The 22763-nt window shown below is 67.2% G+C and carries 19 protein-coding genes and 3 pseudogenes; 12 read left to right on the top strand and 10 right to left on the bottom strand.

All coding sequences use genetic code 11. The features are described from left to right. The first annotated feature begins 24 nt into the window (after positions 1-24). From ABTX18_RS34075 to ABTX18_RS34065, 3 genes are read left to right on the top strand one after another with little or no spacing between them, the layout of a single operon-like run. A complete protein-coding gene (locus ABTX18_RS34075) occupies positions 25-618 on the top strand; it encodes a hypothetical protein (protein WP_352126671.1) in 594 nt (197 codons plus the stop codon). Beyond that, positions 618-2705 (top strand): DEAD/DEAH box helicase family protein, encoded by a 2088-nt coding sequence (locus ABTX18_RS34070; protein ID WP_352126670.1) that lies wholly within the window; start codon positions 618-620, stop codon positions 2703-2705. The genes ABTX18_RS34075 and ABTX18_RS34070 overlap by 1 nt, the downstream gene beginning before the upstream one ends. Beyond that, positions 2695-5412 carry a TerD family protein gene (locus ABTX18_RS34065; protein WP_352126669.1) on the top strand — a complete coding sequence of 906 codons (2718 nt, stop codon included), beginning with the start codon at positions 2695-2697 and terminating at the stop codon, positions 5410-5412. The genes ABTX18_RS34070 and ABTX18_RS34065 overlap by 11 nt, the downstream gene beginning before the upstream one ends. 323 nt (positions 5413-5735) lie before the next feature. Here the strand turns inward: ABTX18_RS34065 and ABTX18_RS34060 are convergent, their stop codons facing one another. The 4 genes and pseudogenes from ABTX18_RS34060 to ABTX18_RS34045 all read right to left on the bottom strand — a co-directional run bounded on the left by ABTX18_RS34060 (position 5736) and on the right by ABTX18_RS34045 (position 9820). Beyond that, complete coding sequence (locus tag ABTX18_RS34060; RefSeq protein WP_031088707.1) at positions 5736-5957, bottom strand: hypothetical protein; 222 nt, start codon at positions 5955-5957, stop codon at positions 5736-5738. 73 nt (positions 5958-6030) lie between these two features. Next, positions 6031-7562 (bottom strand): annotated as a pseudogene (locus ABTX18_RS34055) (ISL3 family transposase). A gap of 277 nt (positions 7563-7839) precedes the next feature. After that, positions 7840-8409 carry a hypothetical protein gene (locus tag ABTX18_RS34050; protein WP_234433415.1) on the bottom strand — a complete coding sequence of 190 codons (570 nt, stop codon included), beginning with the start codon at positions 8407-8409 and terminating at the stop codon, positions 7840-7842. A gap of 205 nt (positions 8410-8614) precedes the next feature. After that, positions 8615-9820: a HEPN-associated N-terminal domain-containing protein gene (locus tag ABTX18_RS34045; RefSeq protein WP_352126668.1), complete on the bottom strand. Its 1206-nt coding sequence runs from the start codon at positions 9818-9820 to the stop codon at positions 8615-8617. A 188-nt stretch (positions 9821-10008) separates the two neighbouring features. Here ABTX18_RS34045 and ABTX18_RS34040 point away from each other — a divergent pair, with 188 nt between their 5' ends. From ABTX18_RS34040 to ABTX18_RS34030, 3 genes and pseudogenes are all read left to right on the top strand, one after another. Next, positions 10009-10920, top strand: a complete 912-nt coding sequence (locus ABTX18_RS34040) for a PIN domain-containing protein (RefSeq protein ID WP_031088703.1) — start codon at positions 10009-10011, stop codon at positions 10918-10920. Between the two features lie 315 nt (positions 10921-11235). Then, positions 11236-11622 (top strand): 8-oxoguanine DNA glycosylase OGG fold protein, encoded by a 387-nt coding sequence (locus tag ABTX18_RS34035; protein ID WP_031088702.1) that lies wholly within the window; start codon positions 11236-11238, stop codon positions 11620-11622. Positions 11623-11791: 169 nt separating this feature from the next. Next, positions 11792-12994 (top strand): annotated as a pseudogene (locus ABTX18_RS34030) (RibD family protein); the annotation flags it as partial. 19 nt (positions 12995-13013) lie between these two features. Here the strand turns inward: ABTX18_RS34030 and ABTX18_RS34025 are convergent. Further along, positions 13014-13367: a hypothetical protein gene (locus ABTX18_RS34025; RefSeq protein ID WP_352126667.1), complete on the bottom strand. Its 354-nt coding sequence runs from the start codon at positions 13365-13367 to the stop codon at positions 13014-13016. 467 nt (positions 13368-13834) lie between these two features. Here ABTX18_RS34025 and ABTX18_RS34020 point away from each other — a divergent pair, with 467 nt between their 5' ends. Then, positions 13835-14026 carry a hypothetical protein gene (locus tag ABTX18_RS34020; RefSeq protein ID WP_352126666.1) on the top strand — a complete coding sequence of 64 codons (192 nt, stop codon included), beginning with the start codon at positions 13835-13837 and terminating at the stop codon, positions 14024-14026. A gap of 291 nt (positions 14027-14317) precedes the next feature. Here ABTX18_RS34020 and ABTX18_RS34015 read toward each other — a convergent pair whose 3' ends face one another. The 3 genes from ABTX18_RS34015 to ABTX18_RS34005 form a co-directional block, all read right to left on the bottom strand. Beyond that, complete coding sequence (locus ABTX18_RS34015; protein ID WP_352126665.1) at positions 14318-15796, bottom strand: UvrD-helicase domain-containing protein; 1479 nt, start codon at positions 15794-15796, stop codon at positions 14318-14320. Between the two features lie 87 nt (positions 15797-15883). After that, on the bottom strand, positions 15884-16744 hold the full coding sequence (locus ABTX18_RS34010; protein ID WP_352126664.1) for a DUF6083 domain-containing protein: 861 nt from the start codon (positions 16742-16744) through the stop codon (positions 15884-15886). 157 nt (positions 16745-16901) lie between these two features. Continuing rightward, positions 16902-17165: a helix-turn-helix transcriptional regulator gene (locus tag ABTX18_RS34005; protein ID WP_352126663.1), complete on the bottom strand. Its 264-nt coding sequence runs from the start codon at positions 17163-17165 to the stop codon at positions 16902-16904. A 661-nt stretch (positions 17166-17826) separates the two neighbouring features. Between ABTX18_RS34005 and ABTX18_RS34000 the strand changes: the two genes are divergently transcribed. Then, positions 17827-18402 carry a hypothetical protein gene (locus ABTX18_RS34000; protein ID WP_352126662.1) on the top strand — a complete coding sequence of 192 codons (576 nt, stop codon included), beginning with the start codon at positions 17827-17829 and terminating at the stop codon, positions 18400-18402. Positions 18403-18434: 32 nt separating this feature from the next. Here ABTX18_RS34000 and ABTX18_RS33995 read toward each other — a convergent pair. After that, positions 18435-19598, bottom strand: a pseudogene (locus ABTX18_RS33995) (IS3 family transposase). Between the two features lie 141 nt (positions 19599-19739). On the opposite strand from ABTX18_RS33995, the gene ABTX18_RS33990 reads away from it, so the two are divergent. The 4 genes from ABTX18_RS33990 to ABTX18_RS33975 all read left to right on the top strand — a co-directional run bounded on the left by ABTX18_RS33990 (position 19740) and on the right by ABTX18_RS33975 (position 21715). Beyond that, positions 19740-20057 carry a hypothetical protein gene (locus tag ABTX18_RS33990; RefSeq protein ID WP_158791338.1) on the top strand — a complete coding sequence of 106 codons (318 nt, stop codon included), beginning with the start codon at positions 19740-19742 and terminating at the stop codon, positions 20055-20057. Positions 20058-20061: 4 nt separating this feature from the next. Then, complete coding sequence (locus ABTX18_RS33985) at positions 20062-20622, top strand: helix-turn-helix domain-containing protein (RefSeq protein ID WP_352126661.1); 561 nt, start codon at positions 20062-20064, stop codon at positions 20620-20622. A gap of 368 nt (positions 20623-20990) precedes the next feature. Further along, positions 20991-21380 (top strand): hypothetical protein, encoded by a 390-nt coding sequence (locus tag ABTX18_RS33980; protein ID WP_031088694.1) that lies wholly within the window; start codon positions 20991-20993, stop codon positions 21378-21380. Beyond that, on the top strand, positions 21377-21715 hold the full coding sequence (locus tag ABTX18_RS33975; protein ID WP_031088693.1) for a hypothetical protein: 339 nt from the start codon (positions 21377-21379) through the stop codon (positions 21713-21715). The genes ABTX18_RS33980 and ABTX18_RS33975 overlap by 4 nt, the downstream gene beginning before the upstream one ends. Before the next feature lie 315 nt (positions 21716-22030). On the opposite strand, the gene ABTX18_RS33970 is transcribed toward ABTX18_RS33975, so the two are convergent. Further along, positions 22031-22579 carry a hypothetical protein gene (locus ABTX18_RS33970; RefSeq protein WP_420713403.1) on the bottom strand — a complete coding sequence of 183 codons (549 nt, stop codon included), beginning with the start codon at positions 22577-22579 and terminating at the stop codon, positions 22031-22033. Positions 22580-22763 lie beyond the last annotated feature (184 nt).

Genomic DNA, 22763 nt, shown 5'->3' with positions numbered 1-22763 from the left:
CGGCCCGTAGGAGCGGTGGGGCACGTGAAGTCGTGGTTTGATCGTTTGGCGTCGGTCCCCGGCATGGCTTTCAGCGGGAGTCCCGGTGTTGTTCGCGGGAAGCTGCCTGGGGCGGGGGCGCTTCCGGATGAGTCCTACGGCACGCCGATGTGGCCGACGCCCCAGGGTGCCACGTCTGCAACGCCGGCCAGTCAGCATGTGCCGCATGACGCGCGCGGCAGGGAGCTGGTTGCTCGGGTGTGGGAGGCGTTGGAGCTTCCGGGCTCGGCGATGGACTATCACTTCGTGCTGCAGGGTGCGGTAGACCGGCTGTGGAGCACGCGCGGTTCGGATCCTGCGGCTCTGGAGCTGCTTGAGGTGTTCGCTTTGCTGGACTTGGAGTTGATGGAGGCCGCACCTCAGGCAGTGTCGTTCGATGACATGACGCCCACATCGTTTGTGAGGGTGACGTCCGTGCCCCGGCTGGTCGGCTTGCTGGAGCGTGAGGGCGCTTTCACCGAGGCGCTCGCTGTGGCGAAGCGGCTGACGCGCTTCGGGCAGGGTGAGGACGCGGTGGGGCGGCTGTCGGAGAAGGTCGGTGCGCTGGCGGCCGAAGCCATGGCCGCGGGTGGGGCGTGATGGGTGTGGGGCTGGAGACGCTGGTTTCTGCCGACTCCTACCTGGAGGAGGCGTTCTTGCGGTGGGTTCTCACTCCTGCCGCGGATGCGGGCATCGTGCAGCGGGTGCACAGCCAGTACCCGGTCACCGTGCAGGGGCGCACGTACCGGCTGGACTACCTGATCGCGGGCGAGACGCTGCAATTGGCCGTCGAGTTGGACGGGTTCGCCTTTCACAGCGACCGGGCGGCGTTCACCTACGACCGGCTGAGGCAGAACGATCTGGCCGCCTCAGGTCTGACCGTGCTGCGGTTCTCCTACGATGCGGTGCGCACGGACACGGCACGCTGCGTGGCCCAGCTGCAGGCGATGCTCCGCCTCGATCCGCTGCTGGCGCCATGGGTGACTGCGGTACCGAATGTTGAGGTCCCTGATATGGCCGGGGATCCGATGCGGTCCGCCGACCCGCCCCGCGGTGCGGCACCGGTCTGGCCGGTGCCGGGTGGTGCGTACTTCGACGAGGTGCGTGGACGGGTGGACCGGGGGCCTTTACGGTCCTGCCAGGACGAGGCGCTGGCCGCACTGGCGAACTACTACGCCTCCGGGGGCCGCCATGGCGCCACGGTCATGGCGGTCGGGGCCGGAAAGACGGCTCTCGGTGTGGCGGCGGCGCTGTCGTTCACCAGGAAGCGGGCCCTGGTAGTGACGCCCGGGTCGGTGATCCGCGGCACCTTCGCGTCCGCTCTCGACCCGGGGACTGCGGGCAATGTGTTGTACGGGCTGGCAAGGGGTCCGCTGCTGCCCGGTACCCGCCCGCCGGCCACGTTGGTGCTGGATGCGGACGAGGAGCAGATCAGCCATGTCAGCCGCGGGCGGCTGCTGGCAGCGGACATCGTGGTCACGAACTTTCATGCGTTGGGGACCGGCGACAGCGGCGGGGATCTCTTGGCGAAGCTGGAGCCGGGGGACGTCGACTTCATCGTGGTCGATGAGGCGCACATTGCGGCCAGCGACTCCTATCAGCGGTTGTTCGCCCGCTTTCCCGCTGCGCGCACGCTGCTGATGTCGGCGTGCTTCACCCGCCTGGACGGCAAGCCCATCGATGCCGATGTCGTCTACCGCTACCGGCTGGTGGACTCCGTGGCGGACGGATCGGCGAAGAACCTGCGGGCGCACCGGTTCGCGCCCGAGACAGCGTCGACGGTGTATGAGGCGGTGTGGCCCGACGGGCGTCGTGAGCAGGTCGTGGGGCGTGACGCCCTGCTGAGCAGGCTGGGCGACGAGCGGAAGCTGGCACGTATCACCGCGCAGTCTGATGCGTCGGTCCGGCAGGTGATGGCGGTGACGCGGGCGTGTCTGGAGGTGCAGGCCAAGCTGCTGGATCCGGTCAGGCCACGGGTGTTGTTCGCGGCGATGGGCCAGGCCCATGCTGAGCAGATCGCTCGGATCGCCGAGGAGCACGGTATCGCCTGCGCGACGCTGCACCACAGCATGCCGGCCTCGGCGATCGCTGCGACGCGCAGGCGGTTCGAGTCGGAGGCGGGTGACCTTGAAGGCATTGTGCAGCTGCGGATGCTCGGCCAGGGTTACGACTTCCCGCCCATCACCGTTGTCGTGCCTCTGCGACCGTATGGCAGCTTCGGTGAGTTCTATCAGTTCGTCGGCCGCGGCGTCCGGGTTCTGCGCCATCCTCGCCTTGCCCCCGATCAGCAGTACCTGGACGTGGTCTGTCACGCCGAACTCGGCCTGGAAGAGCACCTGGAGGCGTTGTGCGAGGACAACGACATGGACCCCGCTGTTCTGCTCGATACCCCGCTGATCGACGCCACTGTGCTGGACACCGTCCTCGACGGCGGTGACGAGGGCCCGGACGGGACCGGCTCGGCGGAGGATCGCGGCCTGGGCGGGATGGATGCATTCGTGCTGTACGAGCGGGGGCGTGTCGAGGAACGCGTGATCCACGGGGTGGACCGGGTGGAAGCGCGGCGGGATGAGCGGGAGACGCAGCTGCTGGCGCAGCGTTACGCCGTCTATGCGCAGTCCACTATGGCTCCGGTCCCGTTCGAGCAGTTCGTCGAGTACATGCGGAGGCTGACCGGTGGCAAGTGACCAGACGTACTGGTGGCACTCGGCCACACAAGCCGGCCCCGGGGAAGCCCTCAGTCTGGAGGCGAGGGCCGGACAACAGCAACGGTTTGCCGAGCTCGACGCGCTGGCTGCCAGGCTGCTGTCGGTGGCTCTCGCCGGCCAGCCGGTGGCAACCATCAGCCGCGGCCGCGGGCTTCATACCCCGGACACTGCCAAGGTGACGGCCCTCACTCAGGAAGAGGCCGTCTTCTGCGCGAGCGCCTTCGGGGTCAAGGAGCAGCAGCGGCGCGGTGCGTGGTACCTGCCGTCGAAGCTGTCTGTGAAGGCGGGGGCGGTCGACCTGCCGTATCTGCTGCGTGCACGCCCTGCTCATGCTCTGACGCTGGCCGCCGATGAGACTGCCCGTCTCACTGCGGTTGAGGGTGCGGACACCATAGTGCTCTGGGCGCTGCTGGTGCCGTTGTTCGAGACGCTGCTTCAGCCGGTCCGGCTGCGAGCGGCGGGAGATATCTTCCCGCCCACCCAGCAGAAGGAGTTCTGGGCGTTGATCGAGGAACGCTACCGACTCCTGGGCATCAGGGATGGTGCGCTGGAGGTGTTCCGTTTCGGCAGTGGCTGGCACACGCTGGACCGCAGCGGGCAGCAGCAGGCTCGTCTGGCATTGCTGGACACCCTTACTGGTAGTGATCTTGTTCAGCTCGTCGCCCGTCACCGGATCCAACGGCTCCAGGGGCTCATGGCCGGCTTCGCCAAGAAGGCGAAGGCCGGCACGGCCCTGGCGCGCCGAGTGCTCACCAAGGACCTGCAACCCGTCGCATCCGCCTACTTCGGGGGCGACTGGCTGGCGGTCTTGGACTACCTCCAGGCTCGTCCGCACCCGGACGAGGAAATCATCACTGCCCTGCCTGAGCCCCGTCTGTATGTGGGCACGTCCGCCCAGGCAGCCGGCATTGCTGCCGAGGCGGGCATCGCGGAGTCCGAGGTCCAGGCGATGCTGGCCGCCTTCCTCGGCGGGGGCAGCACCGTGTCTCCTGTCGAGGAGCGGGCCGCAGTGCTGCGGAGCTGGTGGGCGGGCTTTGACCAGAGCCATGCCGTCCAGTCGCCGGGGATGCCGTCCTTGTGGGGTCTGGTTGATCAGGAACTCATGAGCCTTTCCCGTAGCGAGCAGGGCTTCACCCCTCAGCTGTACCGGCAGCGGTTGCCAGCCGACGTACTCCATGAGGTCGGGAGGCTGTGGGAAACCGTGACACTGCAGCGTCACCCCGGCAGTATCGTCAGCAACCCGCGGCCGCACCAGACCATGGCTGATGCTCTGGGTCCTGCGGGCGAGTTCTGGCACGGTGTGGCCCTGACCGCATGGTTCGTGTGTGAAGGCCCCTACTCCCGCACTACCTTGGACCGCGTCGACCGCTATTACAGCAAGCCTTTGGCGGCCCTGCGGGCGGCAGGCTATCCCGTCGACACAGTCTTCTTCCGAGAGCTGCGTGCTGCCGAGCAGATGCTGGGCCCGGAGAAGGAAGTCGCCGACCCTGCGGCCAGTGCAGTGGAGACACCGTACGGGCAGATGACATTTACCTCCTACATGGGCCACGGAACACGCCGGGAGGGCTTCGAGCGGGTACGGGACCTCATCACCCGTTACCGGCGTGCGTGGGCCGAGCAGCACCTCGAGGCCTACCTGCAGCACCTGTGGCGCTCCGAGCTGGAGAGCGTCGCCCATCAGCTTCACCGTTTCGTCGCTGAGAAGGGGCGTCCGCCCACGCTGATTCAGTTCTCGCGGTTCGCCACCACCGCGGCCAACCACTGGACCGGGGGTGATCTGGGCGCGCTGTACACGGCGATCGGTGAACCGGCTCCTGCCGTCCAGGAACGGCCGGCACGTCTGTTGGCCGATGACGGCTACGACTTTGCCCGACGGGTGTACCAGGAGCTGGGCGGGACAGTTGTCGACCACGGCACGTGGACGAACGATCCGGAAGAAACCCGGCGGCAGTGGCAGCTGGGCCGGCTGGCCGCCGAAAGCCTGCGCTACGTGCAGGTGCAAGAGGCCCTCGGACAGCCTCCAACGGCTAATCAGTTCGGGGCGCAGCGTCTGGTCTGGCCATGGCCTGGCAAGGAAGAGGAGGGCTGGCCTGTTCTCCAACGCGTCCTCGCCACGCTCACCGGCACCAGCCGGCTCCCGGTCTCCCCCCTCACCGCCGCTGCTGGTGCCGCAGCACCCGATGGGGGGCAGGAGAGGCTGGTGAAGGGGGCAACCGTGTCTGTTGAGACCGGGGCGACGGTCGTACACGTGGTCGCCCATGGTGCGCCCGTGGATGTGTCTGCGGTTCTGCTGACCAGTAGTGGCAGAGTGCGGAGCGATGACGATCTCGTGTTCTACAACCACCCGAGCCAAGACGGAGTCAGCGTCAGCGGAGACACCGTCAGTACTGACCTGGGTCTCGTTCCCGAAACCATCAGCAGCATCGCGGTCGTCGTCAGTATCGATTCCGAAGCCCAACCCAGCGCGTTCTTCGGCCAGGACACCATGTGGGAAGCGGAGATCATCCAGCCATCTGGCGCCCGGCTGTCCTTCACTCCGGAAGTCTTCAGCGGACAGGAAACGGTTGCTGTTGCGATAGAGTTCTACCGCCGCGACGGCAGATGGAAGGCCCGTGCGGTCGGACAAGGCCACGACACCGGTCTGGCCGGCCTGGCCACTGACTACGGCATCAATATCGAGGGCTGATGCGTTCGAGAGTCGCGTGTACGGGGCCTTGTAAAGGTATCGGCGGACCTCACGGAACACTCGTTCGCTTCTGGGTGCCTGCATGGGGCTCGATGCGGCACACTCGGCCGCGCTCACCCACCCACCCCTTGCATTCCAAGACGCAGGGGCGCAGCACCACCTTCGTTTCCATGGCGTAAGTCGGGCCCCGCTCAACTGATTGCTGGCAGCACGGGACTCATGCAGGCAGAGTCAAGCAGCGCCGCGACCAGCTCCTCGAGTGGCCGGGTCTGCCGCGCTATCGGGTGACATCGAGGTGGTTCAACAGGCGATGGATCACGCAGTCAGGGGAGCGTCGCGATCAGTTCCCGGAGCGGTCCGGCGAGCTGAGGGTGATCTCCGCGCGAGACTGACTGCAGGAGATCAGCCGCGACGACCAGCAATGCCTGGTGGCCCGCTTCCGTATCGAGGGCATCTGCGAGCGCCAGGTGGATACGGTCAGCGGTTGCCGGGGCGGCGAGGGCGTAGGCGTACAGCAGCGCGGCGTCCCAGCCACGGGGTGCCATGCCGAACCCTTCCCAGTCGGGGTCTGTACGGTGAGTGGCTCTGTCTCACTTGCGGTGGTAACGGATGGTGAAGTCATCCCAGAAGGACGCGGTGGCGGAGGAGGGAAAAACCGGCCCGGCCATACATCTGTCGCTTGATCAGCTTCGTTTTGTTGTTGACACCTTCGGTTCCGCCATTGTGATATGCCCTGGTCAGAGCGGCATTCACAGCGGCGCGGTCCCGCTCGAGACCGCGGGTGAAGGCGTGCAGGTGGGGCAGTTCCTCGGCGTGCGCGGTGGCAATCCACGTGCTGAGTCGCTCCGCGTTCCCCTCGACGGGTCTCAGCAGTGCGGCAAAAGAACTGATCAACGTGGCGAGGGCAGACATTTCCGCGCAGGCGGTGGTGGCGGCCTCGATCCGTCCCTGCTGGTGTTCCTTGCGGTGATCGGGGTGGGTGAGGAGGCAGCGGGCGAGGCGACGTGAGGACAGCGCGGGGCGTTCGGCTTCGACACGTCCCTGGTTGATGTACTTGTGGAGCAGGTTGGAACTCCCGCGATAGCCGAGTTCCTTGATCTCCCGCAACAGGTGCAGGACGGGCACGGCAGGGTCTTGCTCGCGTCGACGCCGCAGATGATCTCGGTAGGGGTCCACGAGCGTGGGCCGATACTTGGGAGCACGGATGAGGCGTTCCGGCTCGGTGACACGGTCGTAGCGCTTGACCGTGTTCAGCGAGAGGTTCAGCCGGCGTGCGCATTCCAGCGGGCCGACTCCACGTGTGCGCAGGTCATGAACGTGATGCCATCGCTCACGCGTCGTAGCGGCCTGCACCCCTCGCGGGGCGGTGGGCCGCTCTTCGCCCAGCAGGTGCTGTGCGCGGCGACCTCCTTGCGGACGGCTTCGGCGAGGTTATGCCAGATGTGCCACCGGTCACCCACCTGCACCGCCTCGGGCAGTGCCCGGCGTATCGCCTCGGCGTAGGCGGCCGAGCCGTCCCGGCACACGAACTCAACGCCCGGATGCTCACGCAGCCACTCCTCCAGCGCCTCAACGGTGCGGCCGGGCAACACGTCCACACGTTCTCGGGTCACGACGTCGATCAGGACGGTGGCGTAGTCGTGGCGGCGGCGCAGCGCGAAGTCATCCACCCCCAGAACCCGAGGCACCGGCCGTTCGGGCAACGGCAGTCGCATCAGCGCGCGCAGGGCAGTGTGCCGGGAGACGGCCGAAGGCAGCATGGACAGTGTCCGCGAGCCGGCACGGCCCGCTAACTCCCGCACCACCGCCCCCACCTGCGCGGACAGCCGTGGTGTGCGGCGCTGATAGCGCTCAAGGACCCCGGAGAGCTGTTCCCGGAACGTCTGGCGGCAACCCGGGGTCGGACACACCAAGCGGCGGACCCATACCTTGACCACTACTTGACGGGCATCAACGGGAACGTCCGCGACGGTCCGTATGTGATACCCATGCACCCGCCCCGACCCAGCATCACAGTCCGGGCAACGGGCCGTCCCGCACGGCGTCCGCGCGCGCACCACTATCCGCCGACCCTCATCTCGCACATCCTCGATGACCAGCGGAGCCAAACCCGAAAACACCGTACTCACAAGCTCGTTGATGCCATGCATGCAACATCAACGATGCCGATCGCTCTCCGTCACCACCGCAAGTGAGACAGAGCCGTTTACTACACAGATCCACATCGGTATTGCGTCGTCCATGCGGGCCACCGTGGCGGCAGCGCATCCAGGCCCCCAGTGCCGTGTGTGCGTGCCCTTGCCTGTCGCCGTGGTCCTTCTGGTCTGCCGCGCTGGCAAGGCTGACTACTCAGGGCTCGGCATGGCGCCCTCGAATCCCGTCGGGTGAGGCCGTCAAGCAGTTCGTGCCCGATGCCGACGCTGGAATCTACTCTTCGGAGCCCTCGTCCACGCCGAGATCGCTGCGCATGGCAGCCCTCAGGTCAGACAGCAGCGCCCATGACATCTCCGTCTCCACTTCCAGCCTGCTGAGTTCACCGCCGTCGGGGTGACCGCCTGCCAGCATCAATTTCAGCAAGCCGTAGGCGCGGTTGAGTTGCTGGTTTGCCGCCCCGGTGGCTCTCATCACAGCAGCAGGCACGATCATCTGCGCTTCGGCATAGGTGCTTCGATAGGCCAGGCGCCGTTCCTCGAGCTGTTCGGCACATGCCCGGGTCTCTGCGTCATCCCGGGCTCGCAGGGCATGCATGAGGTTGATCTGTGCGGTCTGGTACTGACGGGCCGTGGTGTTGAGCGAGATGTAGCAGGCCCGTCGCAGGTCGGTCAGTTCACGTCGTGCCGAGATGCGTGCTTCCTGCTGCCGGACTCGTTCGGCGTGAGCGCGGTCCTCGCGTTGCTGGCGGGCGGTTACTTCGAGTTCGTGGCGCTTGAGCCGGTCGGCTCTGTGCTGTGTCAGCAGGGCTGCCCCCAGGGTTCCGACGACACCGACAATGGCCACAGTTAGCGCACTCCAAGTCTCTCCCACGGTCCCTGCCTCACATCGGGGGCGGGGTGCTTTGGCGTCTGCGCCCCGCCTGAATCAAGGTGATGATCATAGAGCGGCTTCGTGCAGTGGCCCACCGCCCCAGTTGTACGGCGAGAAGCACTGTGCAGGCCCTGGGGGCGTTGACCGTTAGCCGCCTGTGGACGGCCCCGGTTTCTTCTCAGCGGGAGCGAGGGGGCAGGGGCTGGTTTGCATGCAGGGTGCCCGGAACCAGGCGCAGGGCCGCGTGTTCGTCGGGTTCCGGGACGCCCGGCTCGAGGCAGTGGGTCTGGGGGGTGTCCAGAACCGTGCACAGCCCGTCGTGGCCTGCGGCAGAGACGAACACCAGTCCATCGAGGGGCCGTTCCCGGTCGAAGACCCGCAAGAGGTATTCGGTGACGATCTGCGTGGGGACATACTCCAGGTGCTCGCGGTCCTCGGGATCGGCGCTGAGACGCGTCACAAACTCATGGAGGAACATCAGTGCCCGCCGCAGGTGTGCCCGGTCGGTGTCGAAGATCGTCGGAACGGGCCCCAAGCGGGTGAAGTCGACCACCGTGCAGGGGCGGGTGGTTTCAAATGCGGCGTAGGTCACGAACTTGGCGCCGGGGGCGTGCCGGACGACTTCCTGGATAGCGGTGCCAGGGCTGTCGGCTCCGTAGAACAGAGGGATACCTGCCGGGCTCATCCGGTTGGGGTGTCGGGCCTGGGCAGGCGAAGCGGTCCCCAGCAGAGTTGCCGACCAGTGCTGTTGGAGATCTGCGTGGGCACGTGCGCGCCACAGGCGATGCCCGGCCGGGATCTGGTGGACGAGGCCTACCTGGGGAAGGAGGTCGCCGAGGGTGTCGAGGATGGCGGCGGCAGGGATTTCCCCGCCGCCGAGATAGGACTCGTCCTTGTGGGGTGGGGCCAGCCAGAACACATGCCGGGTTCGGTACATCACCTCTTGGCTGAAGCGCATCCATCCGTCGCGTAGTGCCTCGTCCTGGCGGGGCTCGATGAAGTGACGCTTAACCCACATATCGTCGTGACGGGCCGCCTCGCGGATGGTTTCTTGCAGTTCTTCGCCATGCAAGACGTCCACGTACTGGTTGACGAGGTCGTCGCCCTCCCACCGGTTGAGAGGCACGAGTTCGCCGCCGAAGTAGGCAAGTTCGTCGCTGGCCAGGGAGTATTCCGTGTGCAGCCCGTCGAAGAATGCTTGCAGGAGAGTATCGATGGGGGCTGCCGGTGTGCACGTGCAGTAGTCGCACTTCTCGTCCGCGCACGCGTCTGCTGTGATCTTCCGGGCCAGGGTCTCGTCATCGACACACCCGGCGCAGACATAGCCGTAACCGTAGTTCCAACCCTGCTCCAACTGCGCTTGCTCTATCTCATCTGCACCCATGGGAAGACGGTAGCCGTCCGTGGACGCGGGTCGCGCCTACGCCGGAAGGCCCTGCCCCGTAAGCAACGCTGGCAGGATGGGGCCGGACGGGGCGCAGCGAGCCCCGTCTCGAGGGGGGAGAGAACAAGGTCATGTTGAGAGCCGGAACGACCTGCACCGACGCAATCAATTTCCTGGATAACGATCTCGTGGCCGGGAGCCTCAACGACGTCTCGATCCGGATTCCTCACATGATGAAAACGGGCGCGGAAGCCGAGGCCGAGATGCGGGCCGTGCGCAAGCGGTACGACGAGTGGACCTGGAAGGCTGCCGAGGAGCTCAACCGGCGGTTCAGCGACAGGGAGATCGCGGGACAGTTGCGTGCGGGGCGCTACCGGGCGATCCTCACTGCGCCTTTGGACGAGGCCCGGCTGATGATGTACGTGGAAATCGCCGAGCTGCAGGACTACTTCAGATCCGTGGCCAATCGGGTGCGTGCCATGCAGGAGCGGTACGGGCGCGCCGGTGCCGTCCGGTACGCGGTGCTGGACACGAACACCACGCTGCACTTCACGCGGTTCGACAAGGTCCCCTGGCAGAAGGTGTTCGGGAAGAGCACCGCGGTCATGGTGCCGCACGTCGTGGTCGACGAGATCGACACCAAGAGCTACCAGACCGGGGACAAGAAGATCTCCCGGCGGGCGCGCGGCGTATTCCGGCTGCTGGAGTCGGTGCTGGAAGCTGGGCCCGAAAAAGCGACCGCGGACGACGGAACCTCCGTGTTCATCGCGGCCGATGAGCCTGGGCACGCACGTCTTCCCGTGCCGGACGACGAGTTGGTGGCCTCGGCACTGCGTCTGCATCAGGCCGTCGCTCCCGCGGAGGTGGTCGTCGTCAGCCGCGACATCGGCGTACGGACCCGCGCCCGCGCCTGGGGGCTGCCTGCCCGGCCCCTGCCCGACACGTACCTGATCGAGGGCGGCGAATTGCGCCGGCAGGAACTGGAACAGGCAGCCACCGAGCTCGTGCCGGGCGGGGACGTACCGCAGCAACCCGAAGCGAAGGAATCCGCGGTGTCCTACCCAAGCCCGGCGGCACATCAGGCAGGGAACGGCTCGTGAACGAACAGGATGGGCAGGACGGGCGGACGCGGTGGACCGCGAGATGGCCACACGCCTGCTGCCCGATGCCGTTGTATGAGCGCGGGGCCGCTGGTAGGAAACGAATGCGTCGGCAGCTTACGCGGTCGGGACACCCGGCGCGCACTCCGTCCGCTACCCGCCCAGCCGGTGGTCACAGATCACTCTGTGGTCGCCCAAGCTGGCGCCCACCTCTGTCAGCGGGAACGCGTCGGTAAGCCGGGCGGAGGTCGCTTCGGCCGTCGCCGACGCGCTACGGCGGAAGGCGTTCAGGGAGGCGCTGATCGGGGCCTACATGTGAGGAAGGGCAAACGCGGCACTCCCGGCGGCAGCGGCCCGGCCGCCCTCCACAAGATCCCACCACAGGCCTACCCCACGCTCCAGGGGCAGGTTCCTGGGCTCGGGCCAGCCTTCTTCACCAAGTTCCTCTACTTCACCGGCACCGCCGTGCCGCCCGCCCATGGACCGAGGTCGCTCATCCTCGACCGCGGACTGTCCAGACGCCTGAGACAAATCGCCGCAGCCGTCGGCCGCGAGAGCGGCCACGACGCGGATGGCTTGATCGCCGCCTGGGCCTGGTCGGACAGCAACTGGACGGCCCACCGCTACGAGGTCTACCTGATGGAGCCAGCCCGTTGGCGGACCTGGTCCCAGGGATGTTCGGGCAGGCAGGCTCGGTGCTGACGACGCGGAAACGGTCGTCGCGCCTTGCCGCATCATCGGCCAGCTCGACCGCCTCGAGCGCACCCTTGCCCCCGTAGCCCGTGAACCGGGCGTCGCACAGTTCCAGGAAGCACTCGACCGGATCGTTCTCCACCCCGCCTGATCTCGCGCCGTCCCTCCCGCCCATGGTCTGGAGCCGCATGTCCCGTCCGTATGTCCTGCTGTCCGCCGCAGTCTCCCTCGACGGCTACCTCGACACCCGCCCCGGCGAGAGCCGGCTGCTGCTGTCCAACCCGCAGGACTTCGACCGCGTCGACTCCGTACGCGCCTCCGTCGACGCGATCCTCGTCGGGGCCGGCACCCTGCGCGCCGACAACCCCCGGCTCCTCGTGAACTCCGAAACAAGGCGCGCCGCCCGGGTAGCGGCAGGTCTTCCGGAATACCCATTGAAGATCACCATCACGGGGAGTGGGGATCTCGACCCGGACTGGAAGTTCTGGCACCACGGGGGCGAGAAGCTTGTCCTGGCCGTCGGCAGCAAAGCCGCCGAGAAGGCAGGCAAAGCGCTCGCAGGCCTCGCCACCATTCAGGGTGTTCCGCAGGACGCCACATGGGCGGTCGCACTCGATGTACTGGCAGACGTGTACGGAGTGCGGCGGCTGATGGTCGAAGGCGGCGGCACCATCCATACCCAGCTCCTCGAACAGCATCTCGCCGACGAACTCCACCTCGTCATCGCCCCGCTCCTGGTCGGACAGAGCGACGCCGTACGGATGCTGGGCCCGGCTCACTACATGGGCGGGCCCTCCGCCCGGCTCCGGCTCCTGGAAACACGGCAGATCGGCGACGTGGTACTCCTGCGGTACGCGCCCAAAGACATCAGCACGGAGCCCCGATGACCGATCACCCCTCCCCCACCGGCTGTGGCAGGCCCGGCCCCGGCCAGGAGGCCACCACCACCGACCGGGCCTGGCTCGCCATCGCCTGTGAACTCGCCGCCCAGTGCCCGCCCTCCGACACCGCGTTCAGCGTCGGCGCGATCATCGTCGCCGAGGACGGAACCGAGCTGGCCCGCGGCTACTCCCGTGAGAACGACCCCCACGACCACGCCGAGGAAGGCGCCCTCGCCAAACTCGGCCATGATGAGCGGCGCCTGGCCGGCGCGACGGTCTACAGCTCGCTGGAACCCTGCGCGAAACGCGCCTCACGCCCCCGCCCGTGCGCCCAGCTCATCCAGGAAGCCGGGATCCGCCGTGTCGTCACCGCATGGCGGGAACCCGACACCTTCGTCCCCGGAGCACAGGGCACCGAACTCCTCCAGAGCGCCGGTGTCACGGTCATCGAGCTGACCGAGTACGCCGACGCAGCGAAGGCACCCAACCGGCATCTGCTGTAGCCACCTGTGCGGCCGTTTACCGGTCAGGGCCAGCCGGGGCGCTGAACAGCGGGTCGAAGGGACTGCCCTCGTACCCAATGACGAGACAGGCCTGCGCGATCGGCCCCAGCGAGAGTTCCACGAGGCGGGCCAGCGCCTCCGTCTCGGACGGAAGCCCGGCCGGATCGAGGCCGAGCGCCCGGGCCGCAACGTCGCGTCGCTGGTCAAGGTCCGGCATGTCCGCCCGGTACTCGTCGGCGACCGCCTGGAGTTCTGCGGCCGTCCGCCCGGGAGCGTCCCGCCACCACGGTGCCACCAGACACAACCGCAGCAACTCCAGCAGCCCAAGGGCGACCGGTCCGGCCTCGCCGTCGAGGCTCACGTACACCACCGGGCGTTCCTCTCCGCCCTCACCGACGAAGCAGAACGCATCCCCCGAGCCCGCCCGTGCAAACTGCTCCAGCCGAGCCCCGGAAGCAAGCCGAACCCCGCCCTCCAGCTCATGGTCGGCTGGGTTCGTCGCGTCGAGGTCCGCGACCCAAGCAAAGAAGGCGACGACCTTCTCATCGGTTCCCAGGAGAGGCAACAACGCGTCGGGCTGAACTACCACGCCGGGCGTATCCGAAGTATTCGATCTGTGCACCAGACCACCGTAGTCGGCGCTCCTGTCACCGGCCGCAGCAGGCTGTCAGGAGTCGTCGGCCCGAAACCAACGAGTGCGCACGCCCGGTGAGGTCGGATGGCCGCGGACATCGTGACGGCCGCAGCTGCGCGCCCGGACATCAGCACGGTCCTGGTACTGGATGGCCCGCATCAGGCTCATGGGGTGGCAGGGCCGGCCAGCAGTACGCCACCCCCATGTGGTCCCGGAATGAGCGCGTATGGAAGAAGGCCGACGCCACGATCGTCCATCGCACCAACGACACGACCGGTCCCATCTCGGTCGCTTTGAGCGTGCCGAGCGGCCTGTTCCCCGTCACGTCGCTGTCTGTCTGGACCAGGCCCTCGACGCGTGCGGGAGCGAAGGCACCGAACCGGCATCTGCTGTAGCCACCTGCGGCCGTATCTGCAGGCCGAACTCGTTGAAGGGCTGGCCCTGCCAGGAGATGGCCACCGCCTTCGGCGAAGACGGTGGGCGATCGTCTCTCTGTCAGCGCCCCGCTCGTGCCGGCATCACACATGGTTGCGTCCCGACGGGCGGCGAAGGCCCGGCAGGTGTCACGGGACACGATCGTGCGATGGAGTAGGCACGCCCAGTACGTCAACGCGCGGCCGGTCCACAGACTCATGGGCCGAGGCCGGGATACGGGCGCTTCAAGGTTCTCTTCTCAGCGTTCGCCTTTACTCGCTTGGGTTCTCGGGGTGTCCGTCGGGGTGCGTGTCGATCCAGGCGAGGCCGCCGATGTCGAGCTGTGTGCGGGCGCGGGTGACGGCGACGTAGGCGAGTCGGGCTTCGCCATCGTCGATGGGGCCTGGAACGGGCCGGCCTTGGCTGTCCTGCTCGTCGGTGTCCTTGGGCGGGGTGAAGTCGTCGGCAACTTGTACTCGTGCCCATTCGCGGCCTTTGGCTTTGTGGGCGGTGGAGATGGTGACTTGTGCGTTTTCCTCGGTGGTGAGGTGGCTGACTGCGGTGAGGATGGCGTGGGTTCCATGGGTGTCGACGAGGTCGACCAGGGGCTGGAGGTCCCTTCCGCAGGGGTCGTGGGCGGCGTAGTCCTGGACGGTTCCCCAGGTGGGAAAGAGGACGAGTTCGGGGTGGTGGGTTCGGCGTCCGTCTTTGAGGTCGCGGGCTGCCAGGGCGAGGGCGCGCAGGCTGTCTCCGCCTCCGGCGAGGGCGACGCGGGTGCCGGTGGCGAGGTGGTTCATGACGTGCTTCATGGCGCCGACGTTGGTGCGGCACAAGATGGCGTCGGGGTGGGTGAGGGGGCCGAGTTCGGTGGGCATGGTGTCGGTGCCGGTCAGGCGGATGGGTGCCTGGGCGATGGTGAGCCATCGGTTTGCTTCCCTGGCCAGGTGGGGGCCGAAGCGGAAGGACCGGGACAGGGTGAGGTGGGTGCCGTCGAAGCCGGTCATGATGTCTTTGGCTCCGCGCCAGTGGTAGATGGCCTGTGCTGAGTCTCCGACAAGGACGAGTTGGGCGTGGTCGCGCTGGCTGTTGAAGATGTGCTCGACGACGGGGTTGGTGTCCTGTGCTTCGTCGAGGAGAAGGTAGTCGGCGGGGATTTTGGGGTTGGTGAGGGACCAGATCTTGAGGAAGTGGTCGGGGTCGAATCGGACGACGCCGTCGTCGGAACGCTGGAGGTCCTCCCATGCCTTGCGGGCGAACGGGAGGACGACGGCGGCGAGCTGACTGTGCGCGGTTGGGCTGTCGAGGCCACGCAGGGGTAGGACGTGGTGGTCGGTGATCGTGGTGTCTGCGGAGTGGCAGAACCGGGTCACGGTGCGCATGACCGTGTTGGACAGGGTGGTCGGCATGAGGTCGTGGCCTGCGATGCGGACGGGCTTGGTGATCCCGAGGTCTTGTCCTGTCTTCCATGCGGGGCGGCGGGGTGCGTCGAGACGGCGTGCGTAGCGGTGGCCGATGGCTGCGTAGGCGAGGGCGTGGGCGGTTTTGCATGTGACTGTGCTGGGGAATCGGGTGGTGGCGTCGTGGGCGATGGCGCGGTTGTAGGCGATGTAGCGGCCGCGGCGGCGGGTGCTCTTGGCGAGCAGGGCCAGGGTTGAGGTCTTGCCTGTCCCGGCGCCGGCTTGGAGAGCCATGTGGTCGCCGGTGTGGAAGTGGTCGGCTGCTCGTGTCTGTTCGTCGGTGGGGGTGAACATCGGGGTCTGCTCCGGATTCGACGAGGGGGTGGGCTGAGCTTGCTGCGAGGGCTGACCGTGGCGGGCTCGAGCAGATGAGGACGCCATTTATCGGTGGTGCTGGGCGGTTCCTGGCAGGCGAGTGGCGAGGAAGGCGTGGTGGTGCAGCGGGTCGAAGGGTTCCCATTCGGTGAGGGCGAGGTCGGGTGCGCTCTGGGCTGTGGCGTGGACGGTGCAGTGTTGGGTGCGCCAGCGCCGTTGCTCGCTGTGGGGCAGGTGTCCCAGGTCGTAGAGGGCAATGGCGGTCGCCGGCAGGGATCGCTGTCGGTGGGTGGGGTGGAGTGTGGTGGGGGTGAGGGTCCACTTTCCGGGAGTGGTTCCGGGGGTGAGGACGGGGTGAGTGCACCGGGTACGGCGGGCGGTCTGGGCGACGCATTGGATGTTCTCGACCGGTCTGGCGGCGATGTAGCGGTTGTAGAGGAGCTGGACGACGGGGCGGGCGGGCCGGCAGGCGTCTTCGGATGAAGGTTCAGCGGCCGGGTGCTCTCCGGGAGTGAAGGCGCCAGCGTCGAGGAGGCGGCGGGTGCGTAGGGCGAGGCGTCGTCGGAGCGTGTCGAGGGCGGGTGGGAGCAGTTGGGGTGTGGTGTGCGCGGGGCACAGGGTGGGGTGGGTGATGCGGCACCAGGGGGTTCCGTCCCCCGCGTGGCGTGCGATGCCGGAGGCGACGTGCCAGCGGTGCGGTGCGGGGACGATCGCCGTGGGCAGTTCAGTGGGGTGGAGTGGGACGGTCTGTCGGGTGAGGGTGGGGTGGAAGTCGATCGGGTTGCCGCAGTCACGGCATTCGGCTCGTTGCGCTGTGCGCAGGAGGCGGGTGGGGCTGTCGGCACTTACGCGCAGAGTGCGGCGGCGGCCTTGCGTGTGCGGGCTGCCGTCCCAGTGACGGCTGCGGGGGGTGTGGATGGGGTGCATGGTCGCGAAGGTTCCAGGCGACGCGCCGTGGTGATGCTGTCCACGCGCCAGTGATCCATCGATCGGCTCAGTGGATGGCTACTGGTGTCCGATGGGGCGCTTTCCTGTTCCCATTCGGTAGCCGGTTCAGGTGATTCGATCAGACTTGAGCGTGGAGCTATTTCGTCGTTCCGCCGGGGGGTGTGTGGCCTTCGCAGAGGGCGGCGAAGAGTCCGCCGAGGGGTACGTCGAAGGCGTGGCCGAGGGCGTGCCAGGTGGCGAGGGATCCGATGGTGCGGCCTTGCTCGATTTCGATGAGGGTGCGCCTGGACAGGGCGGTTCTTTCGGCGAGCTCGTCGTAGGTCCAGCCGCGGTCGCCTCGGAGTCGCGCGAGCTGGTGGCGCAGCGCCTCGAGGTTCGGTTCGGGCGGCAAGATCGTCACCCGTCCATCCGATGGTGCAGCCCCCTGCCCTGTCAGTGCAGAGGTCTGCCCTATTTGCGCAGATGGCGGGTCCACTCCGCAGGGCAGAGGTCTGCACTACGGTGTGCCGCCAGCACTCCACTCCCCCGCCGCGGGCATCACTCGGATCCGAGCCCGGTGGACAGCAGAGAAGGACCTTCGGCCGATGAGGCTGTGCACCACACGCCCACTGGCACCTCGCACGTGGACCGTCGAGCTACGCCCCCAGGCTCAGGGCCCTCTACTCGTCTGCCCCCACTGCAGCTCCGTCCCCGAAGCCCTTCACGGCCGCTCCGCACGATCGGCTGCCCTCGCGCACCTCGCGCGCCACGCCCGCCGCTCGCTCCTCCTCCCTCACCTGCGGACCTGCCAATGCCACGAACGCGGCTGCCGCTGGCACCCCCGGCACCGCGGCTGCGGCGGCCCTCTCCTACTGGTGCTCTCCCGTGAACTCGGGGGCCGGCTGTGGAGGCTCACGGACGCCTGCACCGCTTGCGCAGGGGCCATGCCCGATGCCTCCGTCGTGCCGGAGACAACCCTCATCGCCCCACACCGCGCCACCACCGCCTCCACCGCTCCCGCCCGGTCACTAAGCAGCAGACGCACCCTCACCGACCGGACAGACAGGGCTCTGGTGCGGGACATGCTCAGCTTCCTGGCCTCCTCGCTTGCGCCATGCAGTCCCCAGGCCCGGCTCCTGGCCCTGCAATGCGCCTTGCGTTCGGCTCCGCCCGGCCGAGTCCGGCTCCCGGCCGGACTGATCCGCGCCATGGCCCTACCGCAGCCCGCCGCCGCATGGCAGGAGCTGGAGGAGATGCGCTGGATCCGTCAGAGCGTCCAAGGCAGTCTCGTCAGCAGTGCGCAGCTCACAGACCCTCTCATCGGAGCACCCGGCCGCAAGGTACGGGGCCGTGCTGCGGACTGGGCCCTGCGCACCCATCAATCCCGCTCGGTCCGCGCGGGCACACCTGCGGTGCGACTGGCGGCCCTCGCCCTGTCCGCCCACAATGCACCGCATCGCGATGACGGGACTGCGGAGATCGATCAACTGGCCCGTGCCAGTGGCCTGTCAGTGTCCGAACTGCTCAACGTCATGCGGCTGCTGTCTGCAGCCGGGGGCATCAGCCACTGGAGTCTCGATTCCACGACCGACGACCTGACCTGGTCCATGAGCTCGCATCGGACCGCAGCACCCAGCAACGAGGACCCAGGATCCTGAGGGTCTGATGCAGCGTTGGGTGACAGGTTCAGTCACGCGGCCTGGAGGGCTGGTGTGGTCATGACGGTCTCGTATTCGACGGGGGTCAGCCGGCCGAGGGCGGCTTGTCGGCGGCGTCGGTGGTAGGTCCGCTCGATCCAGGTCACGATCGCGATGCGCAGTTCCTCGCGGGTGGCCCAGGTGCGACGGTCGAGGACGTTCTTCTGCAGCAGGCTGAAGAAGGACTCCATGGCCGCGTTGTCCCCGGCCGCCCCGACTCTTCCTATCGAGCCGGCCATCCCGTGGCGGCCGAGGGCCCGGACAAATTTCCGGGAGCGAAATTGCGATCTGCGGTCGCTGTGCAGAATGCAACCGGCAACGTCCTGGCGCCGGGCGAACGGCATTGTCCAGAGCAGTCACGGCCAGCCGGGACTTCATCCGCGCGTCGATGGAGTAGCCCACGATCCGGTTGCTGAAGACGTCCTTGACCGCGCAGAGATACAGCTTGCCCTCGCCGGTGGCGTGTTCGGTGATGTCGGTGAGCCACAGCCGGTTCGGGCCGGTCGCGGTGAAGGCTCGGTTCACCAGGTCGTCGTGGACCGGAGGGCCCGCCTTCTTGGCCCGGCCGCGTTTCTTGCCGAACACGCTCCACCACTGGTTGTCCCGGCAGATCCGCCACGCGGTCCGGTCGGCCATGCCGGCACCGGCGTCGCGGGCCTCGTCGGCCAGGAAACGGTAGCCGAACTCCGGGTCGTCGCGGTGTGCGGCGAACAGCGCGTGCGCACGATGCGCCTCCTCGAACTCGGCTGCGGTCACCGGGTCGTCGAGCCAACGGTAGTAAGGCTGTCTGGCGAGCTTCAGCACCCGGCACGCGACCGCGACGGGCACCCCGTCGCCGGCCAGCTCCTTCACGAGCGGGTAGATCCTTTTCCCGGCAGGTTCGCCTGCGACAGATAGGCCGCCGCCCGCCGCAGGACCTCGTTCTCCTGCTCCAGCAGCTTGATCCTCCGGCGCGCTTCCCGTAGTTCCACGCTCTCCTGGCTGGTCGTCCCGGGCTTCGTGCCGTCCTCGATGTCCGCGCGGCGCATCCACTTCCACAGCGTCATCGCGTGGACGCCGAAGTCGGCGGCCACCTGCTCGACGCTGATGCCTGGGCCGCGGTTCCTCGCAACCCGCACGACGTCCTCGCGGAACTCTTGGGGATAGGGCTTGGGCACAGCGACATCCTTCCCACCTGCCATACAAGGCAAGCCAGTTCAGATGTCACCCGTTCGTGCGGCAGACCCGACTGATGTCGACCAGTCAGGGGATCTCAGCAAGATTGCTTCACAAGCTCAGACTTCACACGGCGTCCACCGTTGCAGCTACTGGCATCAGCAGAGGGTTCCATCGCCGGGCTGGAGCATTCCACACTGCTCAACAAGAGCAACACCCTAGCTTCGGAGGTAACGATGTCCAACCGCTTTTCACTGCCCTTGAGCGAGACGACCCCCTACGTGGGGGCTCTGGTGCTCGGGGTCATTCTGATCGCCATCGGTATGGACGCAGCCGATGTCGGTGTGATCCTCGCCGCCCTGACCCCTGTTTACGCTGCCCAGTGGGTTCGCGCCGATCGGCACGGAGATACTGACGATAGCGGCGCCCTGCCGAACGGCCGCGCCAGTGGGAGTCGATGACCGCATGACCACTCAGCCCTTGTCTGCAGATCTGTCCTCCTGGCGGCTCGAGTTAGGGCTGGAGCTACGAGCTCTCTTCGATCATCTCGGCGTGACGATGCGCCAGTACGCCAAGCACTGCCACATGGACTGCTCCGTGATCTCCCGATATCTGGCAGGCACACGGGCACCGCACCCCAGCTTTGTCCTGACGCTCCTGCAGGATGCGACAAAGGCAGGCGCTGCTCTCGGTATTGGCGAACTGACATACCTGACCCGGACCGTAGTCCAGGCCCATCTGGCGCCACTAGAAGAAGCTGAGAAGCTCACGTGGGAGCTGGAGACTCTGACACTCGCCGCCTATAAGCGGCTGGAGGTTCCTGGAAAAGCTGCCACCAATCTGGCGGCGGAAATCGAGCTGCGGAGAACCGGAATCGTACCTGGAGAAAGTTTCGGTTCACTGGGTGGCATGAAAGTCCGGTACGTGTGGTACGACTCTCTGGCCTGGCGTGCCGACATCAGGAGCAGAGAAGACCGCGATGACACAACCGTGGTGGTCGGCTTCCCCGGTATATGCGGAATCTGATCCTTTCTGCCGTACCAGTGGGCTTGCCAACAGTTGGCAGCGATCACGGAGGGCTCCCCGCAGGTGCCGTCCGGAACTCCTCAACCCGTAAGTGCTGGTCCTCGGAGCGCTGCCCGCGGTGCTGCCGCAAAGGCCAGAGCACCATGCGGTGCATACGCCCACGCCCGGCTCCTGACCGGTCTCCGCCCGGATTGGGTGGTGCAGCGTGCCTTGCTACGGCTACCCGGCGCGACCTCCTCGTCCCGCCGCCGGCCTCTGCTGCTGGCGTCCTGGCCACGCTGGTCGCGTGGCCAGGACGCCAGCAGCGGGCCAGGGCTAAGTTCCTGTCCAGCGGATCTTGGCAGGTCACACCGCAGTACGTTGGGGCGGTGCTGCTCCCTACTGTCTCGCGCACCCGCCTGCGTCCCACCAATCGGCCAGCTATCGACACGCCGTTCGGCCCGCTGACCTTCACCACGACAATCGGGGGCATCAGCCTTCCGCTGCAGCCCGATGAGCTGTTCCAGCTGCCGGGTGCCCGCATGCTTGCCCGTTGGGTGGCTCCCGGGGTGCGCGTCGAGTTGTTACTGACCCCGTACGATCCCAAGCTCGACCCGGAGCGCTGGGGGCCGTTGACCGGTTGCCGCGCGGCGGTCTGGCGGATCGATGCCCAGACGTTGCTCGGGCGGGTGCAGTTCTCGGCGGGGCTTCCGAAGGGTGCTGACGGAGGGTACGACGGGGACAAGCCCTGGCTGCGATCACGGTGGAAGACGAGATGACCCGGCTCACCATCGGAGGCAGCGACGAGGAGGCGATCTGCCGGGCCGCCGACACGGGAGAGGTACCCCGGCGGTGGGCTGGGCTGCTTGACGAGGTGCATGATCATTCGTTCAGCACGTGGGGCGTGGACTACGGCCACTACCAGGGCATGTCCTGGTCATTGCCTCCACTGGAAGCCGGCGACCACTGTGAACTCCCCGTGGTGGCAGCCTGGGCCCCGGCCGCTGACGAAAGCACGAACACCTGGTACGCCGTCATGCCATCGCCAACGATGCTGCTGAGCCAGGTCACCTCCGAGCTGGCGAAGCGGGCCGATACCCCGGACGCACACTGATCATGGTCTGAGCCAGAGACGTACCGACGCGACAGCGCCAGTGCTGTGGAAGACGTAGGAGCCGATCACCCTGCCACGCGGCTATCGGGCACGCGTTTCGACCCTTCGAACAGACACTGGGCTGGACAGGCACGGTGATCCGCACTCCTGAAACCGCCGAGCACTGGACATGGAAGCTCTTCGCCAGGTCCGGCTCGGCCCTCGTTGGCAGCCGACCCCGCCAGGCAAGTTCCCCGCCCGCCTCAGCGCGGCTTCAGACGCCTTCGGCCGAACTCGGTTCGCCCGCGCCCAGGACCGCCACCCGGTCGCAGGACGTCAGGAGTCGGACGGAGCTGGAACAGTGGCGGCGGGGCTGTAGAAGACCGAGCGCCCTTGCTTGGATCGCTCCAGCAGCCCTTTGTCGACTCCCTGTTCCAGAGCGTTGCGCACTACTGTCACCTGAACTGCGCGCTCAGGGTGTGCTTCGGTCAGCGAGGCCGAGACCTCGGCCGCAGACCTGGGCTCGCTCTGTCCGCCCAGGTAGGCGGTGGTCAGCTCCAGCCAGGTCGCGTCGCCCGGCTTCTTGGCTGAGGCAGACTTCTTGGCAGCTTTGCGCCTGCCAGCGGCACCCGACTTCCCTGCCACTGTCTTAGCGTTGGATCGGCGGGCTGCCGGAACCGCAGCCGCCTTGTGGCCCTTGCCCTGCTTCGCCGTCTGCTTGGGTGCGCCGCCGAGTACATCCTGCATCTTCGTCAGGACCTGCTCACTCTCCCCCAGACGGACAAGCTCGTCCTGCAGCCGATCCAGTTCAGAACGCACACGCTCCTGCTCACCCCGGTTCGCAGACAGGTCGTCAGCAACCCGCTGCGCGTAGTCTGCCGTCACACTCGGGACTGAAGGGCTTACGGACATGTGGTCCTCGACTCTCGAAGTGGGGGTCTGAGCGGGTAGCAGCGATAGTACCCACAGGCTCAAACGACCACTCTGTTGCTCCCTACGGGATATCCAGTGCGCGAACCTCTGTGCTCCCAATCGCCAGACAGGTTGGGTCGAGTGCGACCACGATGCC

It is taken from the genome of Streptomyces sp. NPDC096323 (assembly GCF_040302845.1).
Classification (GTDB): Bacteria; Actinomycetota; Actinomycetes; order Streptomycetales; family Streptomycetaceae; genus Streptomyces.
The sequence above is the reverse complement of the archived record's forward strand: the minus strand, read 5'-3'. Positions and strand labels throughout refer to the sequence as shown.